This is a genomic window from Methylobacterium sp. Leaf111 (genome assembly GCF_001423285.1).
GTDB lineage: Bacteria > Pseudomonadota > Alphaproteobacteria > Rhizobiales > Beijerinckiaceae > Methylobacterium.
The window spans coordinates 1-23,910 of sequence record NZ_LMNE01000001.1; the positions used below are offsets into that span (position 1 = coordinate 1).

At 70.8% G+C, this 23,910-nt stretch carries 20 protein-coding genes and 1 pseudogene; 14 read left to right on the forward strand and 7 right to left on the reverse strand.

Features of this window, described 5'->3' with window-relative positions; translation table 11 throughout:
* Positions 1-3: 3 nt before the first annotated feature.
* The 8 genes and pseudogenes from dxs to ASF41_RS00040 all read left to right on the forward strand — a co-directional run bounded on the left by dxs (position 4) and on the right by ASF41_RS00040 (position 9,222).
* Positions 4-1,878 carry a 1-deoxy-D-xylulose-5-phosphate synthase gene (dxs, locus tag ASF41_RS00005; RefSeq protein ID WP_082503984.1) on the forward strand — a complete coding sequence of 625 codons (1,875 nt, stop codon included), beginning with the start codon at positions 4-6 and terminating at the stop codon, positions 1,876-1,878.
* A pseudogene (locus tag ASF41_RS00010) lies at positions 1,875-2,162 on the forward strand (transketolase C-terminal domain-containing protein); the annotation flags it as partial. The gene dxs and the pseudogene ASF41_RS00010, both read left to right, overlap by 4 nt.
* Positions 2,163-2,324: 162 nt before the next feature.
* On the forward strand, positions 2,325-3,347 hold the full coding sequence (gene hpnA / locus ASF41_RS00015) for a hopanoid-associated sugar epimerase (protein WP_056217413.1): 1,023 nt from the start codon (positions 2,325-2,327) through the stop codon (positions 3,345-3,347).
* On the forward strand, positions 3,347-4,258 hold the full coding sequence (gene hpnC, locus ASF41_RS00020) for a squalene synthase HpnC (protein ID WP_056489783.1): 912 nt from the start codon (positions 3,347-3,349) through the stop codon (positions 4,256-4,258). The genes hpnA and hpnC overlap by 1 nt, the downstream gene beginning before the upstream one ends.
* Positions 4,255-5,109 carry a presqualene diphosphate synthase HpnD gene (hpnD, locus tag ASF41_RS00025; protein ID WP_056350290.1) on the forward strand — a complete coding sequence of 285 codons (855 nt, stop codon included), beginning with the start codon at positions 4,255-4,257 and terminating at the stop codon, positions 5,107-5,109. The genes hpnC and hpnD overlap by 4 nt, the downstream gene beginning before the upstream one ends.
* Positions 5,109-6,413 carry a hydroxysqualene dehydroxylase HpnE gene (gene hpnE / locus ASF41_RS00030; RefSeq protein ID WP_056489786.1) on the forward strand — a complete coding sequence of 435 codons (1,305 nt, stop codon included), beginning with the start codon at positions 5,109-5,111 and terminating at the stop codon, positions 6,411-6,413. The genes hpnD and hpnE overlap by 1 nt, the downstream gene beginning before the upstream one ends.
* A gap of 39 nt (positions 6,414-6,452) precedes the next feature.
* Positions 6,453-8,450, forward strand: a complete 1,998-nt coding sequence (shc, locus tag ASF41_RS00035) for a squalene--hopene cyclase (protein WP_056217401.1) — start codon at positions 6,453-6,455, stop codon at positions 8,448-8,450.
* Between the two features lie 67 nt (positions 8,451-8,517).
* Positions 8,518-9,222 carry a phosphorylase gene (locus ASF41_RS00040; RefSeq protein WP_056489789.1) on the forward strand — a complete coding sequence of 235 codons (705 nt, stop codon included), beginning with the start codon at positions 8,518-8,520 and terminating at the stop codon, positions 9,220-9,222.
* A 39-nt stretch (positions 9,223-9,261) separates the two neighbouring features.
* Here the strand turns inward: ASF41_RS00040 and ASF41_RS00045 are convergent, their stop codons facing one another.
* Complete coding sequence (locus ASF41_RS00045; protein ID WP_056489792.1) at positions 9,262-10,548, reverse strand: DUF5666 domain-containing protein; 1,287 nt, start codon at positions 10,546-10,548, stop codon at positions 9,262-9,264.
* Positions 10,549-10,559: 11 nt separating this feature from the next.
* The gene (locus ASF41_RS00050; protein ID WP_056269487.1) at positions 10,560-11,393 is read right to left on the reverse strand and encodes a DUF6502 family protein; all 834 of its coding nucleotides are present in this window, start codon (positions 11,391-11,393) and stop codon (positions 10,560-10,562) included.
* A 200-nt stretch (positions 11,394-11,593) separates the two neighbouring features.
* On the opposite strand from ASF41_RS00050, the gene ASF41_RS00055 reads away from it, so the two are divergent.
* Entirely contained in the window at positions 11,594-11,821 is a 228-nt protein-coding gene (locus tag ASF41_RS00055) for a hypothetical protein (protein WP_056489796.1), read from the forward strand.
* Positions 11,821-11,952: a hypothetical protein gene (locus ASF41_RS26370; protein ID WP_280138114.1), complete on the forward strand. Its 132-nt coding sequence runs from the start codon at positions 11,821-11,823 to the stop codon at positions 11,950-11,952. The genes ASF41_RS00055 and ASF41_RS26370 overlap by 1 nt, the downstream gene beginning before the upstream one ends.
* 267 nt (positions 11,953-12,219) lie before the next feature.
* Here the strand turns inward: ASF41_RS26370 and ASF41_RS00060 are convergent, their stop codons facing one another.
* The 3 genes from ASF41_RS00060 to ASF41_RS00070 form a co-directional block, all read right to left on the reverse strand.
* Complete coding sequence (locus ASF41_RS00060; protein ID WP_056489799.1) at positions 12,220-13,068, reverse strand: BLUF domain-containing protein; 849 nt, start codon at positions 13,066-13,068, stop codon at positions 12,220-12,222.
* A gap of 43 nt (positions 13,069-13,111) precedes the next feature.
* Positions 13,112-14,836 carry a bifunctional diguanylate cyclase/phosphodiesterase gene (locus ASF41_RS00065; protein WP_056489802.1) on the reverse strand — a complete coding sequence of 575 codons (1,725 nt, stop codon included), beginning with the start codon at positions 14,834-14,836 and terminating at the stop codon, positions 13,112-13,114.
* 466 nt (positions 14,837-15,302) lie between these two features.
* A complete protein-coding gene (locus ASF41_RS00070) occupies positions 15,303-15,557 on the reverse strand; it encodes a hypothetical protein (protein WP_056217382.1) in 255 nt (84 codons plus the stop codon).
* A gap of 838 nt (positions 15,558-16,395) precedes the next feature.
* Here ASF41_RS00070 and ASF41_RS00080 point away from each other — a divergent pair.
* Positions 16,396-18,627: a VTT domain-containing protein gene (locus tag ASF41_RS00080; protein ID WP_244479505.1), complete on the forward strand. Its 2,232-nt coding sequence runs from the start codon at positions 16,396-16,398 to the stop codon at positions 18,625-18,627.
* On the opposite strand, the gene ASF41_RS00085 is transcribed toward ASF41_RS00080, so the two are convergent.
* Together ASF41_RS00085 and ASF41_RS00090 are read right to left on the reverse strand one after the other, a co-directional pair.
* A complete protein-coding gene (locus ASF41_RS00085; protein ID WP_056489808.1) occupies positions 18,594-19,379 on the reverse strand; it encodes an endonuclease/exonuclease/phosphatase family protein in 786 nt (261 codons plus the stop codon). The genes ASF41_RS00080 and ASF41_RS00085 overlap by 34 nt on opposite strands.
* Positions 19,380-19,396: 17 nt before the next feature.
* A complete protein-coding gene (locus tag ASF41_RS00090) occupies positions 19,397-19,648 on the reverse strand; it encodes a hypothetical protein (protein ID WP_056269502.1) in 252 nt (83 codons plus the stop codon).
* A 403-nt stretch (positions 19,649-20,051) separates the two neighbouring features.
* Here ASF41_RS00090 and ASF41_RS00095 point away from each other — a divergent pair, with 403 nt between their 5' ends.
* The 3 genes from ASF41_RS00095 to ASF41_RS00105 all read left to right on the forward strand — a co-directional run bounded on the left by ASF41_RS00095 (position 20,052) and on the right by ASF41_RS00105 (position 23,891).
* Positions 20,052-21,659 (forward strand): ABC transporter substrate-binding protein, encoded by a 1,608-nt coding sequence (locus tag ASF41_RS00095; RefSeq protein WP_156653169.1) that lies wholly within the window; start codon positions 20,052-20,054, stop codon positions 21,657-21,659.
* A 292-nt stretch (positions 21,660-21,951) separates the two neighbouring features.
* Positions 21,952-22,932 carry an ABC transporter permease gene (locus tag ASF41_RS00100; protein WP_056489811.1) on the forward strand — a complete coding sequence of 327 codons (981 nt, stop codon included), beginning with the start codon at positions 21,952-21,954 and terminating at the stop codon, positions 22,930-22,932.
* Positions 22,929-23,891, forward strand: a complete 963-nt coding sequence (locus ASF41_RS00105; protein ID WP_056489814.1) for an ABC transporter permease — start codon at positions 22,929-22,931, stop codon at positions 23,889-23,891. Before ASF41_RS00100 ends, ASF41_RS00105 begins: the two co-directional genes overlap by 4 nt.
* The last annotated feature ends 19 nt before the right edge of the window (positions 23,892-23,910 follow it).

Here is a 23,910-nt window from a genome sequence, read left to right on the forward strand (position 1 = left end):
GCGGTGGCGGACGCGGTGCGCACCGAGATGATCGACGCGGTCTCGGTCACGGGCGGGCATCTGGGCTCCGGGCTCGGCGTGGTCGAGCTGACGGTGGCGCTGCACCACGTGTTCGACACCCCCGACGACCGCATCGTCTGGGACGTCGGCCACCAGGCCTAYCCGCACAAGATCCTCACCGGCCGGCGCGACCGCATCCGGACGCTGCGCCAGCCCGGCGGCCTGTCGGGCTTCACCAAGCGCTCGGAGAGCGTCTACGATCCCTTCGGGGCGGCCCATTCCTCCACCTCGATCTCGGCGGCCCTGGGCATGGCCGTGGCGCGCGACCTCGACGAGGCGGCGGCCAAGGCCCAGGGCGCGCCGGCGCCCAAGCGGCGCAACATGGTGGCGGTGATCGGCGACGGCTCGATGTCGGCGGGCATGGCCTACGAGGCCATGAACAATGCCGGCGCCCTGCACTCGCGCCTGATCGTCATCCTCAACGACAACGACATGTCGATCGCGCCGCCCGTGGGCGCCATGTCGGCCTACTTCGCGCGCCTGGCCTCGGGGGGCACCTACCAGTCCCTGCGCGAGACCGCCAAGCAGCTGGGCAAGCTCCTGCCCAAGGGCCTCTACCAGCGCGCGGCCGCGGCCGAGGAATACGCCCGCTCCCTGGTGGTGGGCTCGGGCACGATGTTCGAGGAGATGGGCTTCCACTATGTCGGGCCCGTCGACGGGCACAACCTCGACCACCTGCTGCCGGTGCTCAAGAACGTGCGCGACTCCGAGCAGGGTCCGATCCTGCTCCACGTCGTGACCCAGAAGGGCAAGGGCTACGCCCCGGCGGAAGCCTCCGCCGACCGCTACCACGGGGTCGTCAAGTTCGACGTGCTCTCGGGGGTGCAGGCCAAGGCCAAGCCGAACGCGCCGGCCTACACCCGGGTGTTCGGCGAGAGCCTGATCAAGGCGGCGGATGCCGACGACAAGGTGGTGGCGATCACCGCCGCGATGCCGGGGGGCACGGGCATCGACCTGTTCGGCAAGGCGCATCCGGAGCGCACCTTCGATGTGGGCATCGCCGAGCAGCACGCGGTGACCTTCGCGGGYGGCCTGGCGACGGAAGGCTACCGGCCGTTCGTGGCGATCTACTCGACCTTCCTGCAGCGGGCCTACGACCAGGTCGTGCACGACGTGGCCCTGCAGAACTTGGCCGTGCGCTTCTGCCTGGACCGGGCCGGGCTGGTGGGGGCGGACGGGGCGACCCATGCGGGCGCCTTCGACCTGGCCTATCTCTGCTGCCTGCCGAACATGACGGTGATGGCGGCCTCCGACGAGGCCGAGCTGGTGCACATGGTGGCCACCGCGCATGCGCACGACACGGGCCCGATCGCGCTGCGCTATCCGCGCGGCGAGGGCGTGGGCGTGGACCTGCCCGAGCGCGGATCGGTGCTGCCGATCGGCCGGGGCCGGATGGTGCGGGCGCCCGAGGGGGCGCGGGTGGCGCTGCTGAGCCTGGGCACGCGGCTGTCGGAGGCGCTGAAGGCGGCCGACGCGCTGGAGGCGGAGGGCATCGCGGTGAGCGTGGCCGATGCGCGCTTCGCCAAGCCGCTGGACGAGGCGCTGATCCTGGACCTGGCCGCGCGCCACGAGGTCCTGGTGACGCTGGAAGAGGGGTCGGTGGGGGGCTTCGGCGCCATGGTGCTGCACCTGCTGGCCGAGCGGGGGGCGCTGGATGCGGGCCGGGTCCGGGTGCGCACGCTGACGCTGCCGGACACCTACCAGGACCACAACGCGCCGGACGCCATGTACGCCGAGGCCGGCCTCGACGCCGCCGGCATCCTCCAGACCGTCAAGAACGCCCTGCCCGAGCGGAAGGCGCGCTGGACGAGGCGCTGATCCTGGACCTGGCCGCGCGCCACGAGGTCCTGGTGACGCTGGAAGAGGGGTCGGTGGGGGGCTTCGGCGCCATGGTGCTGCATCTGCTGGCCGAGCGGGGGGCGCTGGATGCGGGCCGGGTCCGGGTGCGCACGCTGACGCTGCCGGACACCTACCAGGACCACAACGCGCCGGACGCCATGTACGCCGAGGCCGGCCTCGACGCCGCCGGCATCCTCCAGACCGTCAAGAACGCCCTGCCCGAGCGGAAGGCGGGACAGTCGGGACGCCTGCGGCTCGCCTGAGCCGCCGGGCGGACGCACGGAGCATCCGGGCTTTGCGGCCCGGGTGTGTCCCCGTTGCGCTTGTCCGACACCGGTTTCGATGACAAAAGCGCGCCATCCTCGGGTCCGAAGTCCGCTTCGGGCTCCGCGCACGCACAAGATCCTCAGACCCTTACGAGAGAAATGCCACAGGCGACCCCTTCCGGCCCGTTCGATGCCGGCCCGGTTCTCATCACGGGCGCGAGCGGTTTCCTGGGAGCGGCCCTGGTCGACGTCTTCCGCAAGGCCGGCTTCCCCGTCCGGATCATGGTCCGGGCCACCTCGCCGCGCACCAACCTGACCTGGACCGACGTCGAGATCGTCGAAGGCGACATGCGCGACCGCGCGGCGGTGGCACGGGCTCTCCAGGGCCAGCGCTATCTCGTCCACGCGGCCGCCGACTATCGCCTCTGGGCTCCGGACCCGGAGGAGATCGTCGCCACCAACCGCGACGGCGCCGTGATCCTGATGGAGGAGGCCCTGCGGGCCGGCATCGAGCGCGTCGTCTATACGTCGAGCGTCGCCACCATCAAGCCGCACGACGACGGCGCGTCGGCCGACGAGACCCGTCCCCTCACCCCCGCCACGGCCATCGGCGCCTACAAGCGCAGCAAGGTCGTCTCCGAGCGCGTGGTCGAGGAGATGGCCGCCCGCAACGGCCTGCCCGTGGTCATCGTCAATCCCTCGACGCCGATCGGCCCGCGCGACGTCAAGCCGACCCCGACCGGCCGCATCATCCTGGAAGCCGCCTTGGGCCGGATGCCGGCCTTCGTCGATACCGGACTGAACCTCGCCCACGTGGACGACGTCGCCGCCGGCCACCTGCTGGCCCTCCGGCACGGCCGGATCGGCGAGCGCTACATCCTCGGTGGTGAGAACGTGCTCCTGTCGCAGATGCTGGCGGACATTGCCGGCATGGTCGGCCGCAGGCCCCCGACGGTGAACCTGCCGCGGGCGGTGGTCTACCCGATCGCCTTCGTCTCCGAGCAGATCGCCCGCTTCACCGGCAAGGCGCCCTTCGCCACGATCGACGGCATCCGGATGTCCCGCTACCGGATGTTCTTCTCCGACGCGAAGGCGCGGGCCGAGCTCGGCTATACCGCCCGGCCCTACCGCGAGGGCCTGTCCGACGCGATCGCCTGGTTCCGCCAGGAAGGACGCCTGTGATGAGCACGACGATCCAGACAGCCACCGAGGCGCGCACCGGCAAGGGCTACCGCGACGAGAACTTCCCCGTCGCGTCGCACCTGATCCATCCGAAGCATCGCGGCGCGATCCTGGCGTTCTACGATTTCGTGCGCGCCGGCGACGACGTCGCCGACCATACGGGCCTGACGTCGGAGCGGAAGATCGAGCTCCTCGACGCCCTGGCCGACGACCTGACGGGCACCCGCTCGGCCGATTCGGCCGCCGAACCCCTGCGCCGGGAACTCGCCGCCCGCGGGCTCGCGCCGACGCACGCCCTCGAACTCCTCGACGCCTTTCGCCTCGACGCGCGCAAGAGCCGCTACGCCGACTGGGACGAGCTGATCGCCTATTGCCGCCTGTCGGCCATGCCGGTCGGCCGCTACGTGCTCGACGTGCACGGCGAGGATCGCAGCGTCGTCTGGGGCCCGTCGGACGCGATCTGCGCAGCCCTGCAGATCATCAACCACCTGCAGGATTGCGGGAAGGATTTTCGCAAGATCGATCGGGTCTACCTGCCGCAGGAGACCCTCGACTCGCATGGTGCCGCGATCTCGGAGCTGGCCGCCGAGAAGGCCTCCCCGGCGCTCCGCGGCGTCATCCGCGAGCTGGCGCAGCGTACCATGGGGCTGCTCGACGAGGGCGCGGTGCTGCCCGACCTCATCGCCGACCTGCGCCTCAGCCTGGAGATCGCCGCCATCCATCGCCTCGCCGTCGTGCTGTGCAAGGGGCTGATGACGCGCGATCCCCTGAGCGAGAAGGTGCATCACGGCAAGGCCGCCTTCGCCCTGACCGCGTTCGGCGGCATCGCCGCGACCCTGGCGCGCCGACCCCTGCGAGGCCGGACCCTGAAGGTTCAGGCCGCGAAGGTCGCGCGAGGGAACCGGGCATGAGCGCAACCCTGTCTCCCGCCGCCGAAACCGCGTCCCCCCCGGTCGACGCCCTTCCGGCGAAATCTTCGTCGTTCTACACGGCGATGCGCCTGCTGCCGCCGGATCGCCGCGCGGCGATGTATGCGGTCTACGCCTTCTGCCGGGCCGTCGACGACGTCGCCGACGACGGCGGCCCCGCCCCCGTGCGCGCCGCGGAGCTCGACCGCTGGCGCGCCGACATCGACGACCTCTATGCCGGACGGCCGGCGCCGCGGGTGCAGGACCTCGTCGTGCCGATCCGCCGCTACGGTCTCCTGCGCGAGGACTTCCAGGCGGTGATCGACGGCATGGCGATGGATGCCTTCGAGGACATCGTCGCGCCCGACGAGGCCACCCTCGACCTCTATTGCGACCGGGTCGCCAGCGCGGTCGGCCGCCTGTCGGTGCGGATCTTCGGAATCGCCGAGAAGGAGGGCATCGCCCTCGCCCACCATGAAGGCCGTGCCCTGCAGCTCACCAACATCCTGCGCGACATCGACGAGGATGCGGAACGCAACCGCCTCTACCTGCCGCGCGAGAAGCTGGCCGCCATCGGCCTGACCGCGCCGACGCCGCAGGCCGCCATCGACCATCCGCGCATCGGCGAGGTCTGCATCGCCGTCGCCCGCGAGGCCGAGGCGCATTACCGGGCGACCTGGGACATCATCGCCAAGTGCCCGCGCAAGGTGACCAAGGCGCCGCGCCTCATGGCGGCGGCCTATCGGTTGTACCTCGACGCCGTCCTAGCCCGCGGCTGGGAGAAGCCCCGCGCCCGCGTCAAGCCGAGCAAGCGCGCGCTCCTCGGCGTCGTCCTCCGACACGGGATCGTCTGATGGTGGGCACGGTCCACATCGTCGGGGCGGGTCTCGCCGGGCTGTCCGCCGCCGTCTCACTGGTGGAGCGCGGTGCGCGCGTCGTCGTGCACGAGGCGGCCAAGCAGGCCGGCGGCCGCTGCCGTTCGTACTACGATCCGACCCTCGGGCTGACCATCGACAACGGCAACCACCTGCTCCTGTCGGGCAACACCTCGGCGCTCGCCTTCATGCGCACGATCGGTGCACCGGAGAGCGCCCTGTCCGGCCCGGACGAGGCGGCCTTCCCCTTCGCCGACCTGAAGACCGGTGAGCGCTGGACCCTGCGCCCCAACGCGGGGCGCGTGCCGTGGTGGGTCCTGCAGGCCTCGCGCCGGGTGCCCGGTACGGCGGCGCGCGACTACCTCGCGCCCCTGGGCATCCTGAAGGCCGCGGCCGGCAAGGCGCCGGGCCAGGGTGGCACCATCGGCGAGAGCATGGCCTGCGAGGGCATGCTCTACGACCGCCTGTGGCACCCGGTGCTGCTGGCCGCCCTCAACACCGATCCCAAGGAGAGCGACACCGGACTCGCGGCGACGATCCTGCGCGAGACCCTGGGGGCCGGCGGAAAGGCCTGCCGGCCGCTGGTCGCCGTCGGCGGCCTCTCGGCGGCCTTCGTCGATCCAGCGGTGGACTATCTGACCCGGCGCGGCGCGCAGCTGCGCTTCGGCCACCGCCTGCGCAGCCTCGCCCTCGGGGACGGCCGGATCGCCGGCCTCGTCTTCAGCGACGAGACCATCGCGCTCGCCCCCGAGGACTCGGTGGTCCTCGCCCTGCCGCCCTGGGTCGCCTGCGACCTGCTGCCGGGCCTGCCGACGCCGCAGAGCCACCGCTCCATCGTCAACGCGCATTTTGCTGTGATTCCGCCGCCGGGATCGCCGTTACTGCTCGGCGTGGTGAACGGAATGACGGAGTGGCTCTTTGCCTATCCGGATCGTCTATCCGTGACCATCAGCGGCGCCGATCGCCTCTTGGATGTGCCGCGCGAAGATTTGGGACGTCAGATCTGGTCCGAAATCGTGACTTTGACCGGTCTTGCACCCGAACTGCCCAGCTGGCAGATCGTCAAGGAGAAGCGGGCGACCTTCGCGGCAACGCCGGCCGAGGCCGCGCGGCGCTCCGGCGCCGTCACGGCCCACGAGAATCTCGTCCTGGCAGGCGATTGGACCGCGACCGGTCTGCCATCGACGATCGAGGGAGCCATCCGTTCAGGAACAACCGCCGCATCGGCCCTCGCCCGGAGGACCGGCACATGCGGACAGGCACGAGCGCGCGGCGCGGCGTGAGATAAGGCGGCCGCCTGCGCGGCCGGTGAGGCGAGGACGATGCGGGACGCATTCAGGAAGGTCGAGGCGCTGCAGCGCCCGAAGACTCAGGAGATCTCCCTCGAGGATGTCGAGCGGGGAGTCGTGCGCGCGACCCAGGCGCTGACGGCGCTGTCGCATGCCGACGGCCACCTGTGCTTCGAGCTCGAGGCCGATGCGACGATCCCGTCCGAATACATCATGTTCCACCAGTTCCGCGCCACCGAGATCGCGCCGGAGCTGGAGACCAAGATCGGCAACTACCTGCGCCGCACGCAGGGCAAGCACGGCGGCTGGGCCCTGGTCCATGACGGCCCGTTCGACATGAGCGCCAGCGTGAAGGCCTATTTCGCCCTCAAGATGAGCGGCGATTCGATCGAAGCCCCGCACATGCGCCGGGCGCGCGAGGCGATCCTGTCCCGCGGTGGCGCCGCCAATTCGAACGTCTTCACCCGCTTCCTCCTGGCCCTTTTCGGCGAGGTCCCGTGGCGCGCGGTGCCGGTGATGCCGGTCGAGATCATGCATCTGCCGAAGTGGTTCCCCTTCCACCTCGACAAGGTCTCGTACTGGGCGCGCTGCGTGATCGTGCCGATGCTGGTGATCCAGGCGAGGAAGCCGCTCGCCCGCAATCCCCGCGGGATCGGCATCCCGGAGCTGTTCGTCGCCCCGCCGCAGACCGTGCGCACCTGGCCCGGCAGCCCCCACGCGACCTGGCCCTGGACGCCGATCTTCGGTGCCATCGACCGGATGTTGCAGGTCTCGCAGGATTACTTTCCGAAGACGCCGCGGGCGCGCGCTACGGACAAGGCCGTGGCCTGGGTCAGCGAGCGCCTCAACGGCGACGACGGCCTCGGGGCGATCTTCCCCGCCATGGTCAACACCGTGCTGATGTACGATGTGCTCGGCTACCCGGCCGACCATCCCCAGGTGCGGATCGCCTGCGAGGCGATCGAGAAGCTCGTAGTCGTCAAGGAGCACGAGGCCTACGTGCAGCCCTGCCTGTCCCCGGTCTGGGACACGGCGCTGGCCGGCCATGCCCTCCTCGAGGCCGGGGGCCCCGACGCGGAGCATCAGGCCCGGCGCGGCCTCGATTGGCTGAAGCCGCTCCAAGTCCTCGACATCAAGGGCGACTGGGCCGCGGGCCGGCCGAACGTCCGCCCCGGCGGCTGGGCCTTCCAGTACGCCAACCCGCACTTCCCGGACCTCGACGACACCGCCGTGGTGGTGATGGCGATGGATCGCGCCATGCACCAGCACGGCCTCGTCGCCGACGTGCCGGATTACGGCAACGCCATCGCCCGGGCCCGCGAGTGGGTCGAGGGCCTGCAATCGAGCGACGGCGGCTGGGCCGCCTTCGACGCCGACAACAATCACCATTACCTGAATCACATCCCGTTCTCCGACCATGGCGCCCTGCTCGATCCGCCCACGGCCGACGTCACGGCCCGGGTCGTCTCGATGCTGGCGCAGCTCGGCGAGACCCGGGAGAGTTCCAAGGCCCTCGACCGCGGCGTCACCTACCTCCTGAACGACCAGGAGGAGGACGGCTCCTGGTACGGCCGCTGGGGCATGAACTTCATCTACGGCACCTGGTCGGTGCTGTGCGCCCTGAACGCGGCCGGCGTCGATCCGGCCTCTCCGGAGATCCGCAGGGCCGTCGCCTGGCTGATCCGCATCCAGAACCCCGATGGCGGCTGGGGCGAGGACGCCTCGTCCTACAAGATCGATCCGGCCTTCGAGCCCGGCTACTCCACCGCCTCGCAGACGGCCTGGTCGCTGCTGGCCCTGATGGCGGCCGGCGAGGCCGACGATCCGGCGGTGACTCGCGGGATCAACTATCTGACCCGCACCCAGGGCGCCGACGGTTTCTGGTCCGAGGAGCGCTACACCGCGACCGGCTTCCCGCGGGTGTTCTACCTGCGGTACCACGGCTACCCGAAGTTCTTCCCCCTCTGGGCCATGGCGCGCTACCGCAACCTCCAGCGCAGCAACACCCGGACGGTCGCCTTCGGCATGTGATGCGAAGGCCCGTGATGCGAAGACGTCTGTGTCGAAGACTCCGGTTCGCGGTCGATCGCGCAACGGCATGAGCGCGATCGCCACGTCCGGTGCCCTCCCCGTCCTGGCCGTGACCGGCCTCGCAAAGGAGGCGCGCCTCGCCTCCGGCGCCGGCGTTCGCGCAATCGGGGCGGGCGGCGACCCGGAACGCCTGCGCGCCCTCCTAGCCGCGCGGCACGAGCCGGGATGCCGCGCCGTGGTCAGTTTCGGCATCGCCGGCGGTCTCGATCCGGCCCTGGTACCCGGCGACGTGCTGATCGCCACCGCCATTGTCACGCCGACGCAGCGCTACCCGGCCGATCCGGCCATCGCCGCGGCCTGGATGCGCGCGCTGGCGGGATCGGGCTCGACCGTCCGCGAAGCCGTGCTGGCCGGCGTCGATGCCGCCGTGATCGACGTGTCCGCGAAGGCCGCCCTGCGCACCGCCACCGGGTGCGCCGGCGTCGACATGGAATCTCACGTCGCGGCGGCCTATGCCGCGCGGCACGGGCTGCCCTTCGCGGCCCTGCGCATCGTCTGCGATCCGGCCGACCGCGCGATCCCGGCCTTCGCTGCGCAGGCGCTGAAGCCCGACGGCGAGCCCGACATCCGCGCGGTCCTCGCCGCCATCGCGCGCCAGCCCGGCCAGATCCCCGCCCTGATCCGCCTGGCGCGCGATTCGGGCCGCGCCTTCCAGAGCCTCACCCGGTGCCGGGCCCGCCTCGGAACGGCCCTCGGCGTCCCGGCCGCCTGACACCGCGCCTCTCGCAGAGCGCGCCACGACGGCAACGATTCAGCGTCCGCCCGGCCCGCCCGGACCACGTCCGGGGCCACCGCCGAAGCCGCCCGGCCCTTCCGGCCCCCCGGGCCCTCCCCCCGGACCACGTCCGAAGCCGCCGGGGCGCTCGAACCCGCCGGGGCGCTCGATGCCGCCCGGTCCACCCCCGAACCCACCCCCGGGGCGTGCATGCTCGCCGCCCGACGGCAAGCGGGTATCGATATCGAAGCGCGGTGGGCCGCCGGGCTGGCTCCCGGGCATGCGTCCGTCGAGGCCGCGTCCGTCGAGGCCGCGCCCCTCGAAACCACGGCCCTCGGATCTCGGGAGCGATCCCCGATCGGGACCCGTCTGAGGGCCGGGGCGCTCGGTGCCGCGCGTGTCGATGCGCAGGCTCTCGACGGCGAGGCGGCCGTCACGGGCCGGCTCGGCAATGACGACCGCGCGGACGCTGCCGCGGCGGGGCAATCCGGGATCGGGCCGACCGGCGATGTCGAGGCCGGACCCGATCTGGAGACCCCGTGCATTTCGGCCGACATAGGCCTCGATGGAGACGCGGCGCAGGCCCGGAACGAACAGGGCGCGCGATTCCTCGAACCCCGTCACCGTGAGGCTCGACCCCGCCGGAACGCCCGTGACGATGGCGCGCCGTCCGATCTGCCCGGCATCGACGCCGACGAGGCGGAGATTGCCGATCGCCGGACTGCCATCCGGCCCCCGTCGGACCGGACCGGCCACCCGCGCGGCTCCCTCCGACCGCCGTTCCACCAGACTGGCGACGACGACTCCGTCGGGGCGCCGCAGGCCGCTCACCGCGACGCGGTCGCCGACCCTCCATCCGTCACGCTGGGTCGTCGGCAGGGCGACCCGTTGGCCGAGGACGGTCAGTCCGCCCTTCCGGAGGGCCTCGACCGGTCCGACGACCTCGCTCGTGACGTCGATGCGGCGCGTGGCGAGGATGCCGCCGGTCTCGAGAGCGACGACGCGGACCACGTGCCCGATCCGAAGGTCGCTCACCGCCGCCGGTCGCCCGTCGATCCGCACGGGGACGTCTTGCGGATAGGTGATGCGCAGGTCGTTGACGATGATCGATCCGAACTTGCGGATCGTTCCGATCACGCCCGTGCCGCCCAGGCCGCGGTCGCCCTCCGACTCCGATCCGTCACCCGGCGGGTGGCTCGGGCGCGCGCCGGTGCCGCCGATGCCCTGGTCGCGGATCGGTGGGAGCGGGTCGGCGCGGGCCGCAAGCGCGAGGGGCGCCACGGCAAGCAGGCGCAAGGCGTCGCGGCGGTTCGGTGCGCGCATGGACGCCGTCCTCACGCCTTCGCCGCCGCGGCCGGCGCATCCTCGGCATAGACGTAGACGCCGAAATTCCAGCGATGGGCGCCGCCGGCATCGGTCTCACAGGCCGCGTGGGCCTCGCGGTTGGCCTGCTGCAGCGCCTCCATGGCGATCTCGCGGGCGCGGGCCTCGAGGCGATCGGCCAGCTCCTTCGACAGGCCGTCGTAATGGACCGCACGCTCGAGGAAGCGCGGGGTCGGCGCAGTGATGTTGGCGACGCTCGCGGCGATGTGGTCGTGCAGGTTGCGGCCGAAGTAATAGAGCTGCGACTCCCCACCGCCCTTCGGCACGTAGGCCGCCTCCGCGAGGACGATGTGCCCGTCGGCATCGGCGACCACGAGTCCCCGGTCGAGCCACTCGTCGAGAACGGCGCGGGGGCGCAGATCGCGGGTCACGGCCGCGACGAGATCCTCGAAGGACGGGCCCTTCCCGTCGCTCGCCCGCGTCAGGGGCCGGGGTTGGCCGTCCGGGTCGGTGAAGGCGGGATCGGCGAGCCAGCGCGCGATGATCCGGCTGGTCCGCGACACGGAGGACGGCACGGCGCTGACGGGAGCGCCAGCGCCGCGCAGACGGCTGACCTCCTTGCGGTGGATCCCGGTCAGCAGGCTGACCCGACTGTCGGTCTGCTCCTTGCCCGGCAGCGCGAAGTCGTACTCGGCGACGTTCACGTAGAGTTCGCGCAGGAGCGTGGTGAGCGCCGGAAAGGTGATGCCCCGTGCCACGAAGAGGCGCACGAGCGGCCGGAGCAGACGCGCGACGGGGGCGTGGAGGTTCGCCCCCTCGGAAGGTGTCTCGGTCGGATCGGCCATGCGCACACCATAGCCGCCGGGCTGTGGGAGACAATCCCACGGCGTGCGTCCCGACACCCGATCTCCACCGACCCTGATTGACGTGGGAAATTTGCCCACATAGAAACGAGGTCGTGAGTTCAGGTCGGAGTTCCGCCATGGCCGAGTTGAGGCCCCTTTATCCTACGGACGCCTTGCCGCCGCTGCGGGCAGGCGCGCCGATGCGCTCCGCAGGTCCGGCGGCCCGGCCGCTGGCTCCCCTCGCGCGCGGCTTGGCCGTCCTGGCGGTCGTGGCGCTGGGCACCCTCGTCCTCGGATCCGCGGGCCAGCGGACGCAATCGGCGGCAAAGGACGTGACGGCGGCGACGGACATGCCGCGGGTCGCCACCACCCGCCTCGCTGCGCCCCGTCGGATGGCTGCGGCGTCCGACCTTTCGCGGGCGAACTGATGTCCGGCGTCGCGCGCCGTTCCCCCAGCCGGACGGATCCTCGACAACCGCGCCTGATCGTCGACCTGCTCCTCTGCGCCGTTCCGGCGGTCGCCACCGTCGTCCTGCTGATCCTCGGCCTCCAGGGCTGAGTCTCACGGTCATCGGCGCCCCGATCCCGACACCCCCTCCGGCCACCGCCATCACAGACGAATCGCAGCACGCCCGATGTATCGCGCCGATCCCCGCCTGAGCCCGTCGCTGCAGGCCTGCCTACCCCGTCGCCGGCCCCTTCGGACACGGCTCGCCGATGCGCGAACCTTCTCCGCCTGGTGGCGCGCGCTCATCGGCCGGCCGGGTGGCAGGCCGGCGGAAGCGCATCGACGCGCCTGACACGCTCGACCTGCGTCCCGGCCCCGTCACGCGGCTCGGACGGACGCCGCGACGACGGGCGCGTCGGGCGACCTGCGGACCGCCTCGGCCTCGCGGCACAGGGCCAAGGCCAGGCAGCGGGCGCGCTCCACCCAGATGTCGCGCTCCTGGCGGAGGGCCTCGACCGCGGCGCTGTCCTGTGCCCGCGCGATGCGCAGGTCGTCGATCTCGTCGCGCAACGCCGTGGTCCGGCGCCGCTCCTGAGCCAACGCCTCCCGCAGCACCACCAGCGCAGCGTGATCGGACGCGGCGGGATGGCCGGCTGGACCGGGCGGGTTGACCGGACGCAGGTCGGCCACCTCCGCGCGGACACGGTCGACGTCGAGACCGGTCCTGTCGGGCGCCGGAGCCGCCGCGGGGGCGTCCGCGGTGCCCGGATCGACGGGCACCGGCGCGGAGGCGGGAATGCCCTCCTCCTCGATCACCAGACCGTGGAGCATCCGGAACACGGCGTCGCCGTCGAGGCGGGACAGGTCGAACCCGCTCTCGCGGGCGAGATCGCTCCACAGCGTCTGTCCGGTCTCGGCCTGACCGACGAAGGCCATGGACCAGTTCGCGAAGCCCCGCGCCTCGGTCGGCCCGCATTCGAGCACCGTCACGTCGCCGTGCCGCTGATCGCGCTGGATCCGCTCGAAGGTCCGCTCCACCCCCTGGCGCGGGCCTTCCAGCACCTGCGCGAAGGCGCCGCCGTTGAACATCAGGGCGCCGGTCACGCCGACCTCGGCGTTGTTCCGTTGCGAGGTCTCGAGGATATGCGCCACCGCGTGGCTCGCTTCGGCGTCGGGCACCTGAAGCAGGTTCTTGCTGGCATAGACGAGACGGTAGAGGTCGCTCATTTCCGATCTCCGGAAAGGGGGAACAGGGTCGGGAGCGGCCGCCTCACGCCTGGGCGAGGCCGTGCGGGCCGAGGTCGGTGAAGAGGGCCAGGAGCGCCTCGGCCGGGATTGGACGGCTCACCAGGTAGCCCTGGACGTCGGTGCAGCCCTCGGCGCGGATGCGGCGCATCTGGTCCTCGGTCTCGACGCCCTCGGCGACGGTGGTCATGCCGAGACTGCGCCCGAGACCCGCGATCGCGCGGATCACCGCGTCTCCGTCCGGCTTCTGGGTGATGTCGGCCACGAAGGAGCGATCGATCTTGATCTTGTCGAAGGGGAACGAGCGCAGGTAGCTCAGGGAGGAGTACCCGGTCCCGAAATCGTCCATGGAGACGCGGATGCCGAGGGCCCGCAGCCGGTGCAGGGTCCGCAGGGTGCGCTCGTTCTCCTGGAGCAGCACGCCCTCGGTGATCTCGATCTCCAGGCGGCTCGCGGGGAGTCCGGAACCTGCCAGTGCGGAGACGATGACCTCGACGAGACGATCGCCCTTGAACTGCGCGGGCGACACGTTCACCGCGACGGTGATCGCCGCGGGCCACGTCACGGCATCGCGGCAGGCCTGGCGGATGACCCATTCGCCGATCGGGACGATCAGCCCGATCTCCTCGGCGAGGGGAATGAACTCCCCCGGGGGGACCATGCCGCGCTCCGGGTGATGCCAGCGCAGCAGCGCCTCGCAGCCGGTCACGCGATCGTTCTCGAGATTCAGCTGCGGCTGGTAATGGAGAGAGAATTCGCGCCGGCCGAGGGCCTGGCGGATGTCGAGTTCGAGGCGACGCCGCGCCTGCATGCGCGCGTCCATCTCGGCCTCGAAGAAGCGGAAGGCCCCGCGCCCATCGAGCTTCGCCCGGTAGAGGGCGAGATCGGCGCATTTCAGGAGACGATCCGCGTCGGTCCCGTCGCGGGGCGCCACGGCCACGCCGACGCTGGCGCCGATGGTGAGCAGTTGCCCCTCGATCATGTAGGTGCGGCCGATCAGGTCGACGATGCGGCGCGCCAGGACGCGCGTCTCCTCGAGGTCCGTCACGCCGTGCTGAACCACGACGAACTCGTCTCCCCCGATGCGGGCGACCGTGTCGCTGGGACGGAGCGTGGCACTGAGGCGGTCGGCGACCTTGGCGAGGAGCGCATCGCCGATGGCGTGACCCAGGGTGTCGTTGACGGGCTTGAACCGGTCCAGGTCCACCAGAAGCACCGCGCAGGTGCCGTCGGAGGTCTCCACCTGGACGAGCGCATCCTCGAGGCGTTCGCGCAGGTGAAGGCGGTTCGGCAGGCCGGTGAGGGGGTCGAGGCGCGCCCGCTCGCTGGCGGCAATCTCGGCGGCGCGGCGCAGGGTGACGTCTTCGACGGTGATGGTCCAACCCTGGCAGGCCCCGCGGGAGGGGCCGAAGGGCTGGATGCCGATCTCGAACGTCAACCCCGCGCGCAGGATCTCGAAGGCAAGGCCCTCGCAGCGCTCCAGGGCGCGCCGCACCTGGGCGAACAAGGCGTTCCTGCGGAGGGGCAGGAGGCGGCAGAGGGTGTGCAGGGCCTGACGGAGACTGGGACGATCGGGCAGGCCGAACCCACCCACAAGCTCCCGCGCCGGCCCGGTGCAGAGGACCAGCCGGCCCCGCTCGAACACGATGAACCCCTGTCGCACCACGTCGAGATACGGCGCCAGACCGAGGGCGGCCTCAGCCGGCCCTGGAATCGTCTCCGGTCTCGCCAGAACCTGGACTGCCTGCATCACGTCGCCGCTCCGGTGCGCATCCGGGGTGCGCCAGCACGGAGAGAATAGAGCCCTGAAAGTAAATTATAGGTTCTTGCACCACGGATTTTCAGATCCGAAAATCATCGCCGATGAAGGAGGCTGTCGTACAGCACTACGCCGTCCAGACCCCACCCGATCCCGTAGGATCAGCGGCGATGGAAGCGAGCATTACAGACTATCGTCACCTGTCTGAAGGTAACGATTCTACACTTTATCGTTCTCTGTGCTTCAGCGTTCGAATGGTCTCGCCGACACGATCGGGGGGCAAGGCATCGGCGAGACCCGGTCGATCCGAAGACGGCGCGACGGGGAGACCATGTCCGACGATTGCGGACCACACATTCACACACATCAACGCCATGGAGGATCGCCACGCACGAAGACCTTTCCGTCGCGATCCGCAACGCGGTGTGATCGAGACGACGCGCGAACGCGGGCCGTCTCAGCCGAAGGATCGGCCCTCCGACAATTGCCGGGCAATCCAAGCCTGCGCTTCGTCGAGATCCGCGAAGATCGGCGCATGCGGATCCTCCACGCACCCGAAGCCCGCCTCCAGAAACCAATGTCCCGCCTCGGAGTCATGCTCGCTGGAGAGCTGGACGAGCACGGCGACGAGAATCCCATCCTCGAAAACCAACCGGCTCTCGCGGTCATTGCTGCCCGTCGCGATCTGAACGGGCTGGAGTTTCATGGTCATGCCGTGGCCAGCGTTCCCAGGTACAGGGACTTCGGATTGGATTCCGCGATCGATTTCAGAGGCTGACGATTGCGGAGCTTCCGCGTCCCACCCTTGCGTTCAATCACGCCTCGGCGCCCGAGTTCCTGAAGCGCACGACCCACGTGCACATTCGAGAGGCCGACGGGATCGGCGGGATCATTCGGCTGACCGGGGGCTCGACCGCTGACTTCCCATGTGTCTCGACCGGGTCGCAGGCGACGGCCTCCCCCAAAGCCACGAGACCCTGGCGGCGATGCGGAGCGCTCAGCGCTGCTGGGTGATGCTGGCCGGGGCGGCCGATCGGCGCCCGGTCGAGGCGGGCGGATGCGCCGCGCCCCCGGGCCTAATCGGCGGCGTGAGACGGATCCTTCGCGCGCACCGGCTCCACGTCGTCGAGGGAGGGGACGTAGGCGCACCAGGCGCATCGGCCGGCCTCTGCCCCGCGCGGGGTGTTCGCCTGGGAGCAGAGCGGGCAGACCTCGAGCCGAAGTCCCCCGTCGCAGAGGACGCCGCGCCCACGGCCGCGGAAGGTGATCTCGGCATCCTGGGGAATGGCTTTTGAATCCTGCGTTGTCGCGCCCCATCGCCGGGCTCGCGGCGCATGGCCTGATCGTCCGGCCAGCCGGTGGGCTGGGTTGCGCGAGCGATAGCGGATGCGCCGCGAGGGTGCAAAGGTGGATGCTGCAGCGCATCGCTTCGACGCGCGAAGCATTCTGTGTGACCGTGCCGGAACAGCCGGGGGAACGGGAGACGCGGTGAGACGAAGCCGGAGAAGCGGAGCGTTCATCGATTTTCGGCGTGACGCGAGCGCGGCCGTTTGACATCAACCGTTATGCGCTCCTGGCTTCTCATCCTGCTCGGTCTGGCGGCAACAGCTGCCGTCTGGTTCCTCCTGCCGGTTCAGGACTGGCTCCAGGCCTTCGGCGCCTGGACGGCAGGACTCGGCCCCCTCGGTCCCATCGCCTTCGCGGCCCTCTTCATCCTGGCCACGCTGCTGGTGATCCCGGGCACGCCGCTGACGATCGCGGGCGCACTGGCCTTTGGATGGTGGTCCCTGCCGATCGTCCTCGCAGCGGCGACGATCGGGTCGGTCCTGGCCTTTCTCGCGGCGCGATCCGTCCTGAGGCAGCGCGTCGAGCGCGTCATCGCCCGGCGTCCCGCGATGGTCGTCACGATGGAGGCGGTGGGCGACGGCGGATGGCAGTTGCTGACCCTGATGCGGGTCAGTCCCTTCGTGCCCTTCAATGCGCAGAACTACATCCTCGGCCTGACGCGCGTCCGCATGCGGGACTTCCTCGTCTCGACCCTCCTCGGCATGATCCCCGGGACGATTCTCTGCGTGTATCTCGGCGTGATCGGCCGGACGGCGGCCGACTCGGCCGCCCACTGGATTCCGCTGGGGCTCGGCCTGGCCGCGACCCTCGCCGCCGTCGCGGTGACGCGTCGCCGGGTGCAGGCGAAGCTCGCCGCGCGCGGACTGCATCCGGCTTCGCGAGCCTCCCGGGCGCCCGGCCCCCCCGCGCCGGGGCCACCCCGCCCCGAGGGGCGCTGGCTGCGGCCAGGCCAGACCTGCTGGCGCATCGAGCAGGCCCATCGGGTCGCCGTGCTCCATGACGGCGCCGCGTATTTCGCGGCCGCCCGCAGCGCCATGCTGGCGGCGCGCCACTCCGTCCTGCTGATCGGCTGGAGTTTCGACCCGCGTCTGCGCCTCGCGCCGGATGGCAGCCATGCCCCGGAGGGGGAAACCCTGGCGGACCTCCTCCAGAGCCTGCGCACCTGCCGGCCGGACCTCGCGATCCATCTTCTGATCTGGGACATGCCGTGGCCGCTCTCGGCCGGACGGGACCTGACGCCCGCGGCGGTCCGCGCCCTGCTCGGTCCCGGCATCACGTACCGGGTCGATGCGACGCTGCCCTTCGGCGCCTGCCAGCACCAGAAGATCCTCGTCGTCGACGATGCGATGGCCTTTTGCGGCGGCGGCGACTTCGAGGCCAATCGCTGGGACACGCCGGCCCACCGGGACGGCGATCCGCGCCGGCGCCTCCCGAATGGCGAGGCCTATCCGCCGCGCCACGACATCATGATGGCGGTCGACGGTCCGGCGGCGGCCGCCCTGGGGGACCTTGCGCGCCAACGCTGGCTCGATGCCACCGGCGAGCGGCTGACGCCCCCGCCCACGCGGGACGGCACGCCCTGGCCGGCCACCGTGACCCCGCTCCTCAGGGACATGTCGGTCGCCCTGTCGCGCACCCGGCCCGCCGGCCGGAAGCGCGTGGCTCTGCAAGAGAACGCCGCGTTGTACGCTGCCGCCATCCGGGGCGCCGCCCACGTCATCTACCTGGAGAACCAGTACCTCACATCGCCCCTGATCGGCGACGCGCTGATGGAGCGCCTCGGCGAGGCCGAGGGACCGGAAATCATCATCGTGGTGGCCGAGCGTAGCCCGAACGCCTTCGACCGGCTGACCATGGACAGCGCCCGGCGGGGACTGATCCACAAGCTTCGGGCGGCCGACCGCCACGACCGCCTCCGCATCCTGGCGCCGCATACGCCGGAGGGACGCCCGATCCTCGTGCATTCCAAGGTCGGCATCTTCGACGATCGCCTGGTGCGTGTCGGGTCGACCAATCTCAACAACCGCTCCCTCGGCTACGACAGCGAGTGCGACCTCGCCCTCGAGGTCCTGCCGGTCGAGGACGCGCCCCTCCTGCGATCCGCCATCCTGCGGCTGCGGGACGGCCTGCTGGCGCACCATGCGGGCTGCCCGCGCGATATCTTCGAGGAGGCCGTGCGCCGGCGCGGCTCCCTGCGCGCAGTGCTCGACGACCCCGTCCTGGTGGCGCCCCGCCGGCTCTGCCCGGTGGTGCCCTCACCCCGCGGCGCCCTGGCGCGCGTGGTGGAGTCTTGGCATCTCGGCGACCCCGCGAGCGTGCGCGACGCCTGGCGGCCCTGGCGCCGGACCGGCGCCCTGGATCAGGTCCGGCGGGGCGAGCACCCCGCAGAGGCCCCCGCGACTCAGGCCTCGGGGGCGGCGGCCGGCGTGTCCTGAGGCCGCCGCACCGCCCGCGGCGGCGCGGCGAAATCCAGCGTGGCCAGGAGAGGGAGATGATCGGACGCGCGACGCGCGTCACCGTCGCGCAGCACCGCCACGTGGTCCACCCGGAGGCCGGGGCCGACGAAGACGTGGTCGAGGCGCAACACCGGATAGCGACTGGGGAAGGTTGCGCGCCCCGCCCGGCTGCGCGCGATTGCGCGGGCGTCGCTGAGCCGCGCGGTCAGTTGACGGTAGGCCCGCGACCACGGCGTCGCGTTGAAGTCGCCCGCCAGGACCACCGGTCCCGCCGCCGATGCCGCCGCGAGCCAGTCGGGACCGAGCAGCGCCGCCAGCTGCCCTTTCTGCTCCGCCGCGACGAGGCCGAGATGGGTGTTGAGGACCTGAAGGCGGTGTCCGTCGCACGCGACCTCCACCCACAGGGCGCCCCTCGGCTCGAGACCGGGCCGACCGGCGAGCCCCGGCAGGCCCCCGGCCCTGATGAGGCGGGAGGGATGCCGCGTGAGGATCGCGTCGCCGTAACGCTCCGTCTCGACCCGGAGCGCGGCGTGGAAATGCGCCCGCAGGCCGAGCTGCCGGGCTAGGGCCTGGGCCTGGTCGACGCCGCCGGTCCGGGCACGGCCGAGATCGACCTCCTGCAGCGTGACGATGTCGGCGTGGCTCGACCGGATGGCACGGGCCACGCGCTCCAGGTCGACGCGCCCGTCGGTGCCGCGGCCGTGGCGGATGTTGTAGCTGAGGAGGCGCAAGGGCGGGGCGACCTCCGTCAGGCCGAGGGCTCGGCCAAGCGGGTGCGATGCCGGTCGAGGGCGGCCCGCAATTGCGGCAGGAACGGCGAGTGGCTGTCCCACGGCCTCACCGCCTCCTGCAGCCGCTCCAGGGCCTCGATCTGGGCGGACAGGCCCTGGGCCTGGGAGAGATACGCCCAGATCGCGTCCTCGGCCTCGCCGATCGCGACGGGCTGTTCGGCCAGCAGGAGGCCTTGGAAGCGCTGCAGCGTGTGGTCGAGATCGGCCATGTCGAACTCCCTGGGTCCTCGGTGACGATCGGCCCGGCACGAACCGGGCGCGGTGCACGCCCCGCGCCGAGCCCAGGTACCGGCGCGCCGGCTCCGTCGGGTGCCTGATCGTGAATCATATGGAGCGGCGCCCGCGCTCGGGGAGCGTCGCCCGGGCCCGACTTGAGAATCAGGGCCGTGTCATCCGGATGCACCCGCCGCTGCGTTCCGACCACGCTGGGTTGGGACTTGACCGATTCGTGGCTATTGACCGATTTTTGGGCATGAAATGGCCCGGTCGATGGGCGGTGGCGGGTCCGCGGCTTCGGCGTGGACGGCGCGGAGAACCCGGTTCGGGCTTGGCCCGATCCATGCCAAGGTGTCGGCAGTCGCGTGGGAAGCAGACTCGGAGAGGATAGGTGCCTTGTTGAAGTCCACGGTCAAAGCGTTCGTCTCGGCCACCGCCCTCGCCGCCGTGCTGGGCCTGTCCGCCACCGCCCCGGCCGCCGCCGCGAACGTCTTCCGCTTCGCCTTCCAGGGCGACATCAAGTCCCTCGACCCCTACTCCCTGAAGGAAAGCTTCACCATCGGCATGCACGGGGCGGTCTTCGACTCGCTCATCACGCGCGACAAGGACCTGAAGCTCGCGCCCATGCTGGCGGAATCCTGGGAGAATCCGGAGCCGACGCGCTGGCGCTTCCACCTGCGCAAGGGCGTGAAGTTCCATGACGGCTCGGACTTCACCGCCGACGACGTGATCTTCTCGGCCACCCGCGTGCGGGCGCCGGGCTCGAACTTCACCACCAACGTGCCGTCCGACGCCGAGTGGGTAAAGATCGACGACCACACCGTCGACATGAAGTTGAAGAGCCCCAACCCCATCGCCCTGTACCAGTTCTCGACCTGGTACATCATGTCGAAGTCCTGGGCCGAGAAGAACGGCGCCGTCGCGCCGACCCTGCCGAGCGCCACCTCCACCAGCTACGCCGCCCTGCACGAGAACGGCACCGGGCCGTTCATCATCACCGAGCACCAGCCCGGCGTGCGCACGGTGTTCAAGAAGAACCCGAACTACTGGGGCAAGGTGGAGTCGAACCTCGACGAGGCGGTCTTCACCACCATCCAGAACGACGCCACCCGCGTCGCCGCCCTGATCTCCGGCGAGGTCGACTGGATCGACCCCGTGCCCCTGCAGGACGCCCAGCGCGTCAACGGGAGCGGCACCGCCACGGTGATGGCCGGGCCGGAGCTGCGCACGATCTTCCTCGGCATGGACCAGTCCCGCGACGAACTGAAGGACTCGAACGTCAAGGGCAAGAACCCGTTCAAGGACGTGCGCGTGCGCGAGGCCTTCTACCGGGCCATCGACGAGGAGACGATCGCCAAGCGCGTCATGCGCGGGCAGGCGGCGCCCTCCGCCCTGCTGATCGCGCCGGTGCTCTTCCCTCGCGCCTCCGAGTTCAAGCGGCCGGACTACGACCCGAAGCGCGCCAAGCAGCTCCTCACCGAGGCCGGCTATCCGGACGGCTTCTCGTTGGGCATGGATTGCCCGAACGACCGCTACGTCAACGACGAGGCGATCTGTCAGGCCATGGTCTCGATGCTGGCCCGGGTCGGCGTGAAGGTGAACCTCAACGCGCAGCCCAAGGCCAAGTACTTCGCCAAGGTCCTGGCGCCGGCCTACGACACCTCGTTCTACCTCGTCGGCTGGACCCCCTCCTCCCAGGATTCGCACAACATCCTGTTCGAGATCGCCGGCTGCCGAAACGGCTCCAAGCCCGGCCGCGGCAACTGGAACCTCGGCAATTACTGCAACCCGAAGGTCGACGCGCTCGCCGATTCCGTCGAGGCCGAGAGCGACCAGACCAAGCGCAACGCCGAGATCAAGGAGGGGTTCGACACCATCCAGGCCGATTGGGGCTTCATCCCCCTGCACCAGCAGGCCCTCGCCTGGGGCGTCTCCAAGAAGGTCACCCTGGTCCAGCGGCCGGACAACATGCTGATGCTCTACTGGGTCTCGAAGCAGCCGTGACACCCATGACCGATCTGTTTCAGGATCTGGCACCGACCCGCGTCTCCGCCCGGCGGGGACAGGGCGATCGCATCCGCTGGCGTGTCCGCCGGGATGGCGCGTGGAGCACCCCGTCATTCCGGGGCCGCGCAGCGGAGCCCGGAATCCAGAAACGAAGGTGGCGCGGGACGTCACACCGTCGGCGGTCCCGGATTCCGGGCTCGCCTGCGGCGCCCCGGAATGACGCCGCGCTTCGGTCTGCGATCGCTCGGCGCGCCGGTCTTGGCGATGTGCACGACGGGATCGCCCGCCCATGATCGCCTTCATCCTCCAGCGCCTGCTCCAGTCGGTCGCGGTGCTGTTCGCCGTCGGCCTGATCGCGTTCTCGATGTTCCGCTTCGCCGGCGACCCGGTGATCCAGATCGTGGGCGTCGACACGCCCTATGCCGAGCGCGTCGCCATCCGGAAGGATCTCGGGCTCGACGATCCGGTGGCGGTGCAGTTCCTGCGCTACGCCGGGAACGTCGCCCGGGGCGAGTTCGGCACCTCGTACCAGTTCCGCCAGCCGGTCTCGGCGCTGCTGGCCGAGCGCATGCCCGCCACCCTCGAACTCGCGCTCTGCGCCACGCTGTTCGCCCTCACCGTCGGCATCCTCATGGGGGTCTACTGCGCCCTGCGGCGGGACACCTGGCTCGCCAAGGTCTTTCTGGCCATCTCACTCATCGGCATCAGCCTGCCGACCTTCCTCATCGGCATCCTGCTGATCTTCCTGTTCTCGGTGACGCTGGGCTGGCTGCCCTCGTTCGGGCGCGGCGACACCGTGCGGCTGGGCTGGTGGACGACCGGGTTCCTCACCGCCTCTGGCCTGCGCGCCCTGATCCTGCCCTCGGTCACCCTGGGGCTGTTCCAGATGACCCTGATCATGCGGCTGGTGCGGGCCGAGATGCTGGAGGTGCTGCGCACCGACTACATCCGCTTCGCCCGGGCGCGGGGGCTCACCACCCGCTCGATCCACCTCGGTCACGCCCTGAAGAACACCCTGGTGCCGGTCATCACCATCGCGGGCCTGCAGCTCGGCTCGGTGATCGCCTTCTCGATCATCACCGAGACGGTGTTCCAGTGGCCCGGCATGGGCCTGCTCTTCGTCCAGGCGGTGCAGAATGTCGATATCCCCATCATGGCGGCCTACCTGCTGCTGGTCGCCGCCATCTTCGTCGTCATCAACCTCGTGGTGGACGTGCTCTACACCATCGTCGATCCCCGCCTGCGGCTGTCCACGGGACGGGCCTCATGAGCGCTTCCGTGCAGGACACCCCCCTCCTCCCGCCGGCGCCGGTGAAGCGCTCGGCTCTGGCCCGCTTCCGCGAGTCCGACGTCTATGCCAGCTTCCGCCGCTCGAAGCTGGCGATGGGGGCCTTCGCGGTCACCCTCGTCCTGATCCTCCTGGCGCTCGCCGCCCCCGTGATCTCGCCGCAGAACCCGTACGATCCGGCCCAGCTCGAGCTGATCAACTCGAACCTGCCCCCGCTCTGGTACGCCGACGGCGTCGCGCCCTTCACCCTCGGCACCGACGACCAGGGCCGCGACGTGCTCTCGGCGGTGTTCTACGGCCTCCGCCTCTCCCTCATCGTCGGGCTGCTCGGCGTCGTCGTCTCCGGATTCCTCGGCATCGTGCTCGGGCTGGTGGCGGGCTATTTCGGCGGCTTCGTCGACACCCTCATCATGCGCATCGCCGACGTGCAGCTCACCTTCCCGGCCATCCTCATCGCCCTGGTGGTGGACGGCGTCGCCAAGGCCGCCGTCGGCAGCCAGATGGACACGAACGCCGCCATCGGGCTCATCGTGCTGTCGATCGGGCTGTCGTTCTGGGTGCAGTACGCCCGCACCGTCCGCTCCTCGGTGCTGGTGGAGAAGAACAAGGACTACGTCCAGGCTGGACGGCTGATCGGCCTGTCCTCGCCGGTGATCATGGTGCGGCACGTCCTGCCCAACGTCCTCGGCCCGGTCTTCGTCATCGCCACCATCAACCTCGCACTCGCCATCATCACCGAGGCGACCCTGTCCTTCCTGGGCACCGGCCTGCCCGATTCGATGCCCTCCCTCGGCACCCTGATCCGCACCGGCAACCGCTTCCTGTTCTCCGGCGAGTGGTGGATCGTCGCCTTCCCGGGCCTGGCGCTCGCCGGGCTCGTCCTGGCGATCAACCTGCTGGGCGACTGGCTGCGCGACGCCCTGAACCCGAAACTCCAGTGATCGCGCCGGCATGACACAG

Coding starts and splice junctions, on each gene's coding strand:
- ASF41_RS00050 (WP_056269487.1), bottom strand. CDS start 11,393: ATGGCCGATCCGACCGAGACACCTTCCGAGGGGGCGAACCTCCACGCC.
- ASF41_RS00090 (WP_056269502.1), bottom strand. CDS start 19,648: ATGGCCGATCTCGACCACACGCTGCAGCGCTTCCAAGGCCTCCTGCTG.
- ASF41_RS00060 (WP_056489799.1), bottom strand. CDS start 13,068: ATGAGCGACCTCTACCGTCTCGTCTATGCCAGCAAGAACCTGCTTCAG.
- ASF41_RS00045 (WP_056489792.1), bottom strand. CDS start 10,548: ATGCGCGCACCGAACCGCCGCGACGCCTTGCGCCTGCTTGCCGTGGCG.
- ASF41_RS00100 (WP_056489811.1), top strand. CDS start 21,952: ATGATCGCCTTCATCCTCCAGCGCCTGCTCCAGTCGGTCGCGGTGCTG.
- ASF41_RS26370 (WP_280138114.1), top strand. CDS start 11,821: ATGTCCGGCGTCGCGCGCCGTTCCCCCAGCCGGACGGATCCTCGACAA.
- ASF41_RS00055 (WP_056489796.1), top strand. CDS start 11,594: ATGCGCTCCGCAGGTCCGGCGGCCCGGCCGCTGGCTCCCCTCGCGCGC.
- shc (WP_056217401.1), top strand. CDS start 6,453: ATGCGGGACGCATTCAGGAAGGTCGAGGCGCTGCAGCGCCCGAAGACT.
- ASF41_RS00105 (WP_056489814.1), top strand. CDS start 22,929: ATGAGCGCTTCCGTGCAGGACACCCCCCTCCTCCCGCCGGCGCCGGTG.
- hpnA (WP_056217413.1), top strand. CDS start 2,325: ATGCCACAGGCGACCCCTTCCGGCCCGTTCGATGCCGGCCCGGTTCTC.
- ASF41_RS00065 (WP_056489802.1), bottom strand. CDS start 14,836: ATGCAGGCAGTCCAGGTTCTGGCGAGACCGGAGACGATTCCAGGGCCG.
- ASF41_RS00040 (WP_056489789.1), top strand. CDS start 8,518: ATGAGCGCGATCGCCACGTCCGGTGCCCTCCCCGTCCTGGCCGTGACC.
- hpnD (WP_056350290.1), top strand. CDS start 4,255: ATGAGCGCAACCCTGTCTCCCGCCGCCGAAACCGCGTCCCCCCCGGTC.
- hpnE (WP_056489786.1), top strand. CDS start 5,109: ATGGTGGGCACGGTCCACATCGTCGGGGCGGGTCTCGCCGGGCTGTCC.
- hpnC (WP_056489783.1), top strand. CDS start 3,347: ATGAGCACGACGATCCAGACAGCCACCGAGGCGCGCACCGGCAAGGGC.
- ASF41_RS00070 (WP_056217382.1), bottom strand. CDS start 15,557: ATGACCATGAAACTCCAGCCCGTTCAGATCGCGACGGGCAGCAATGAC.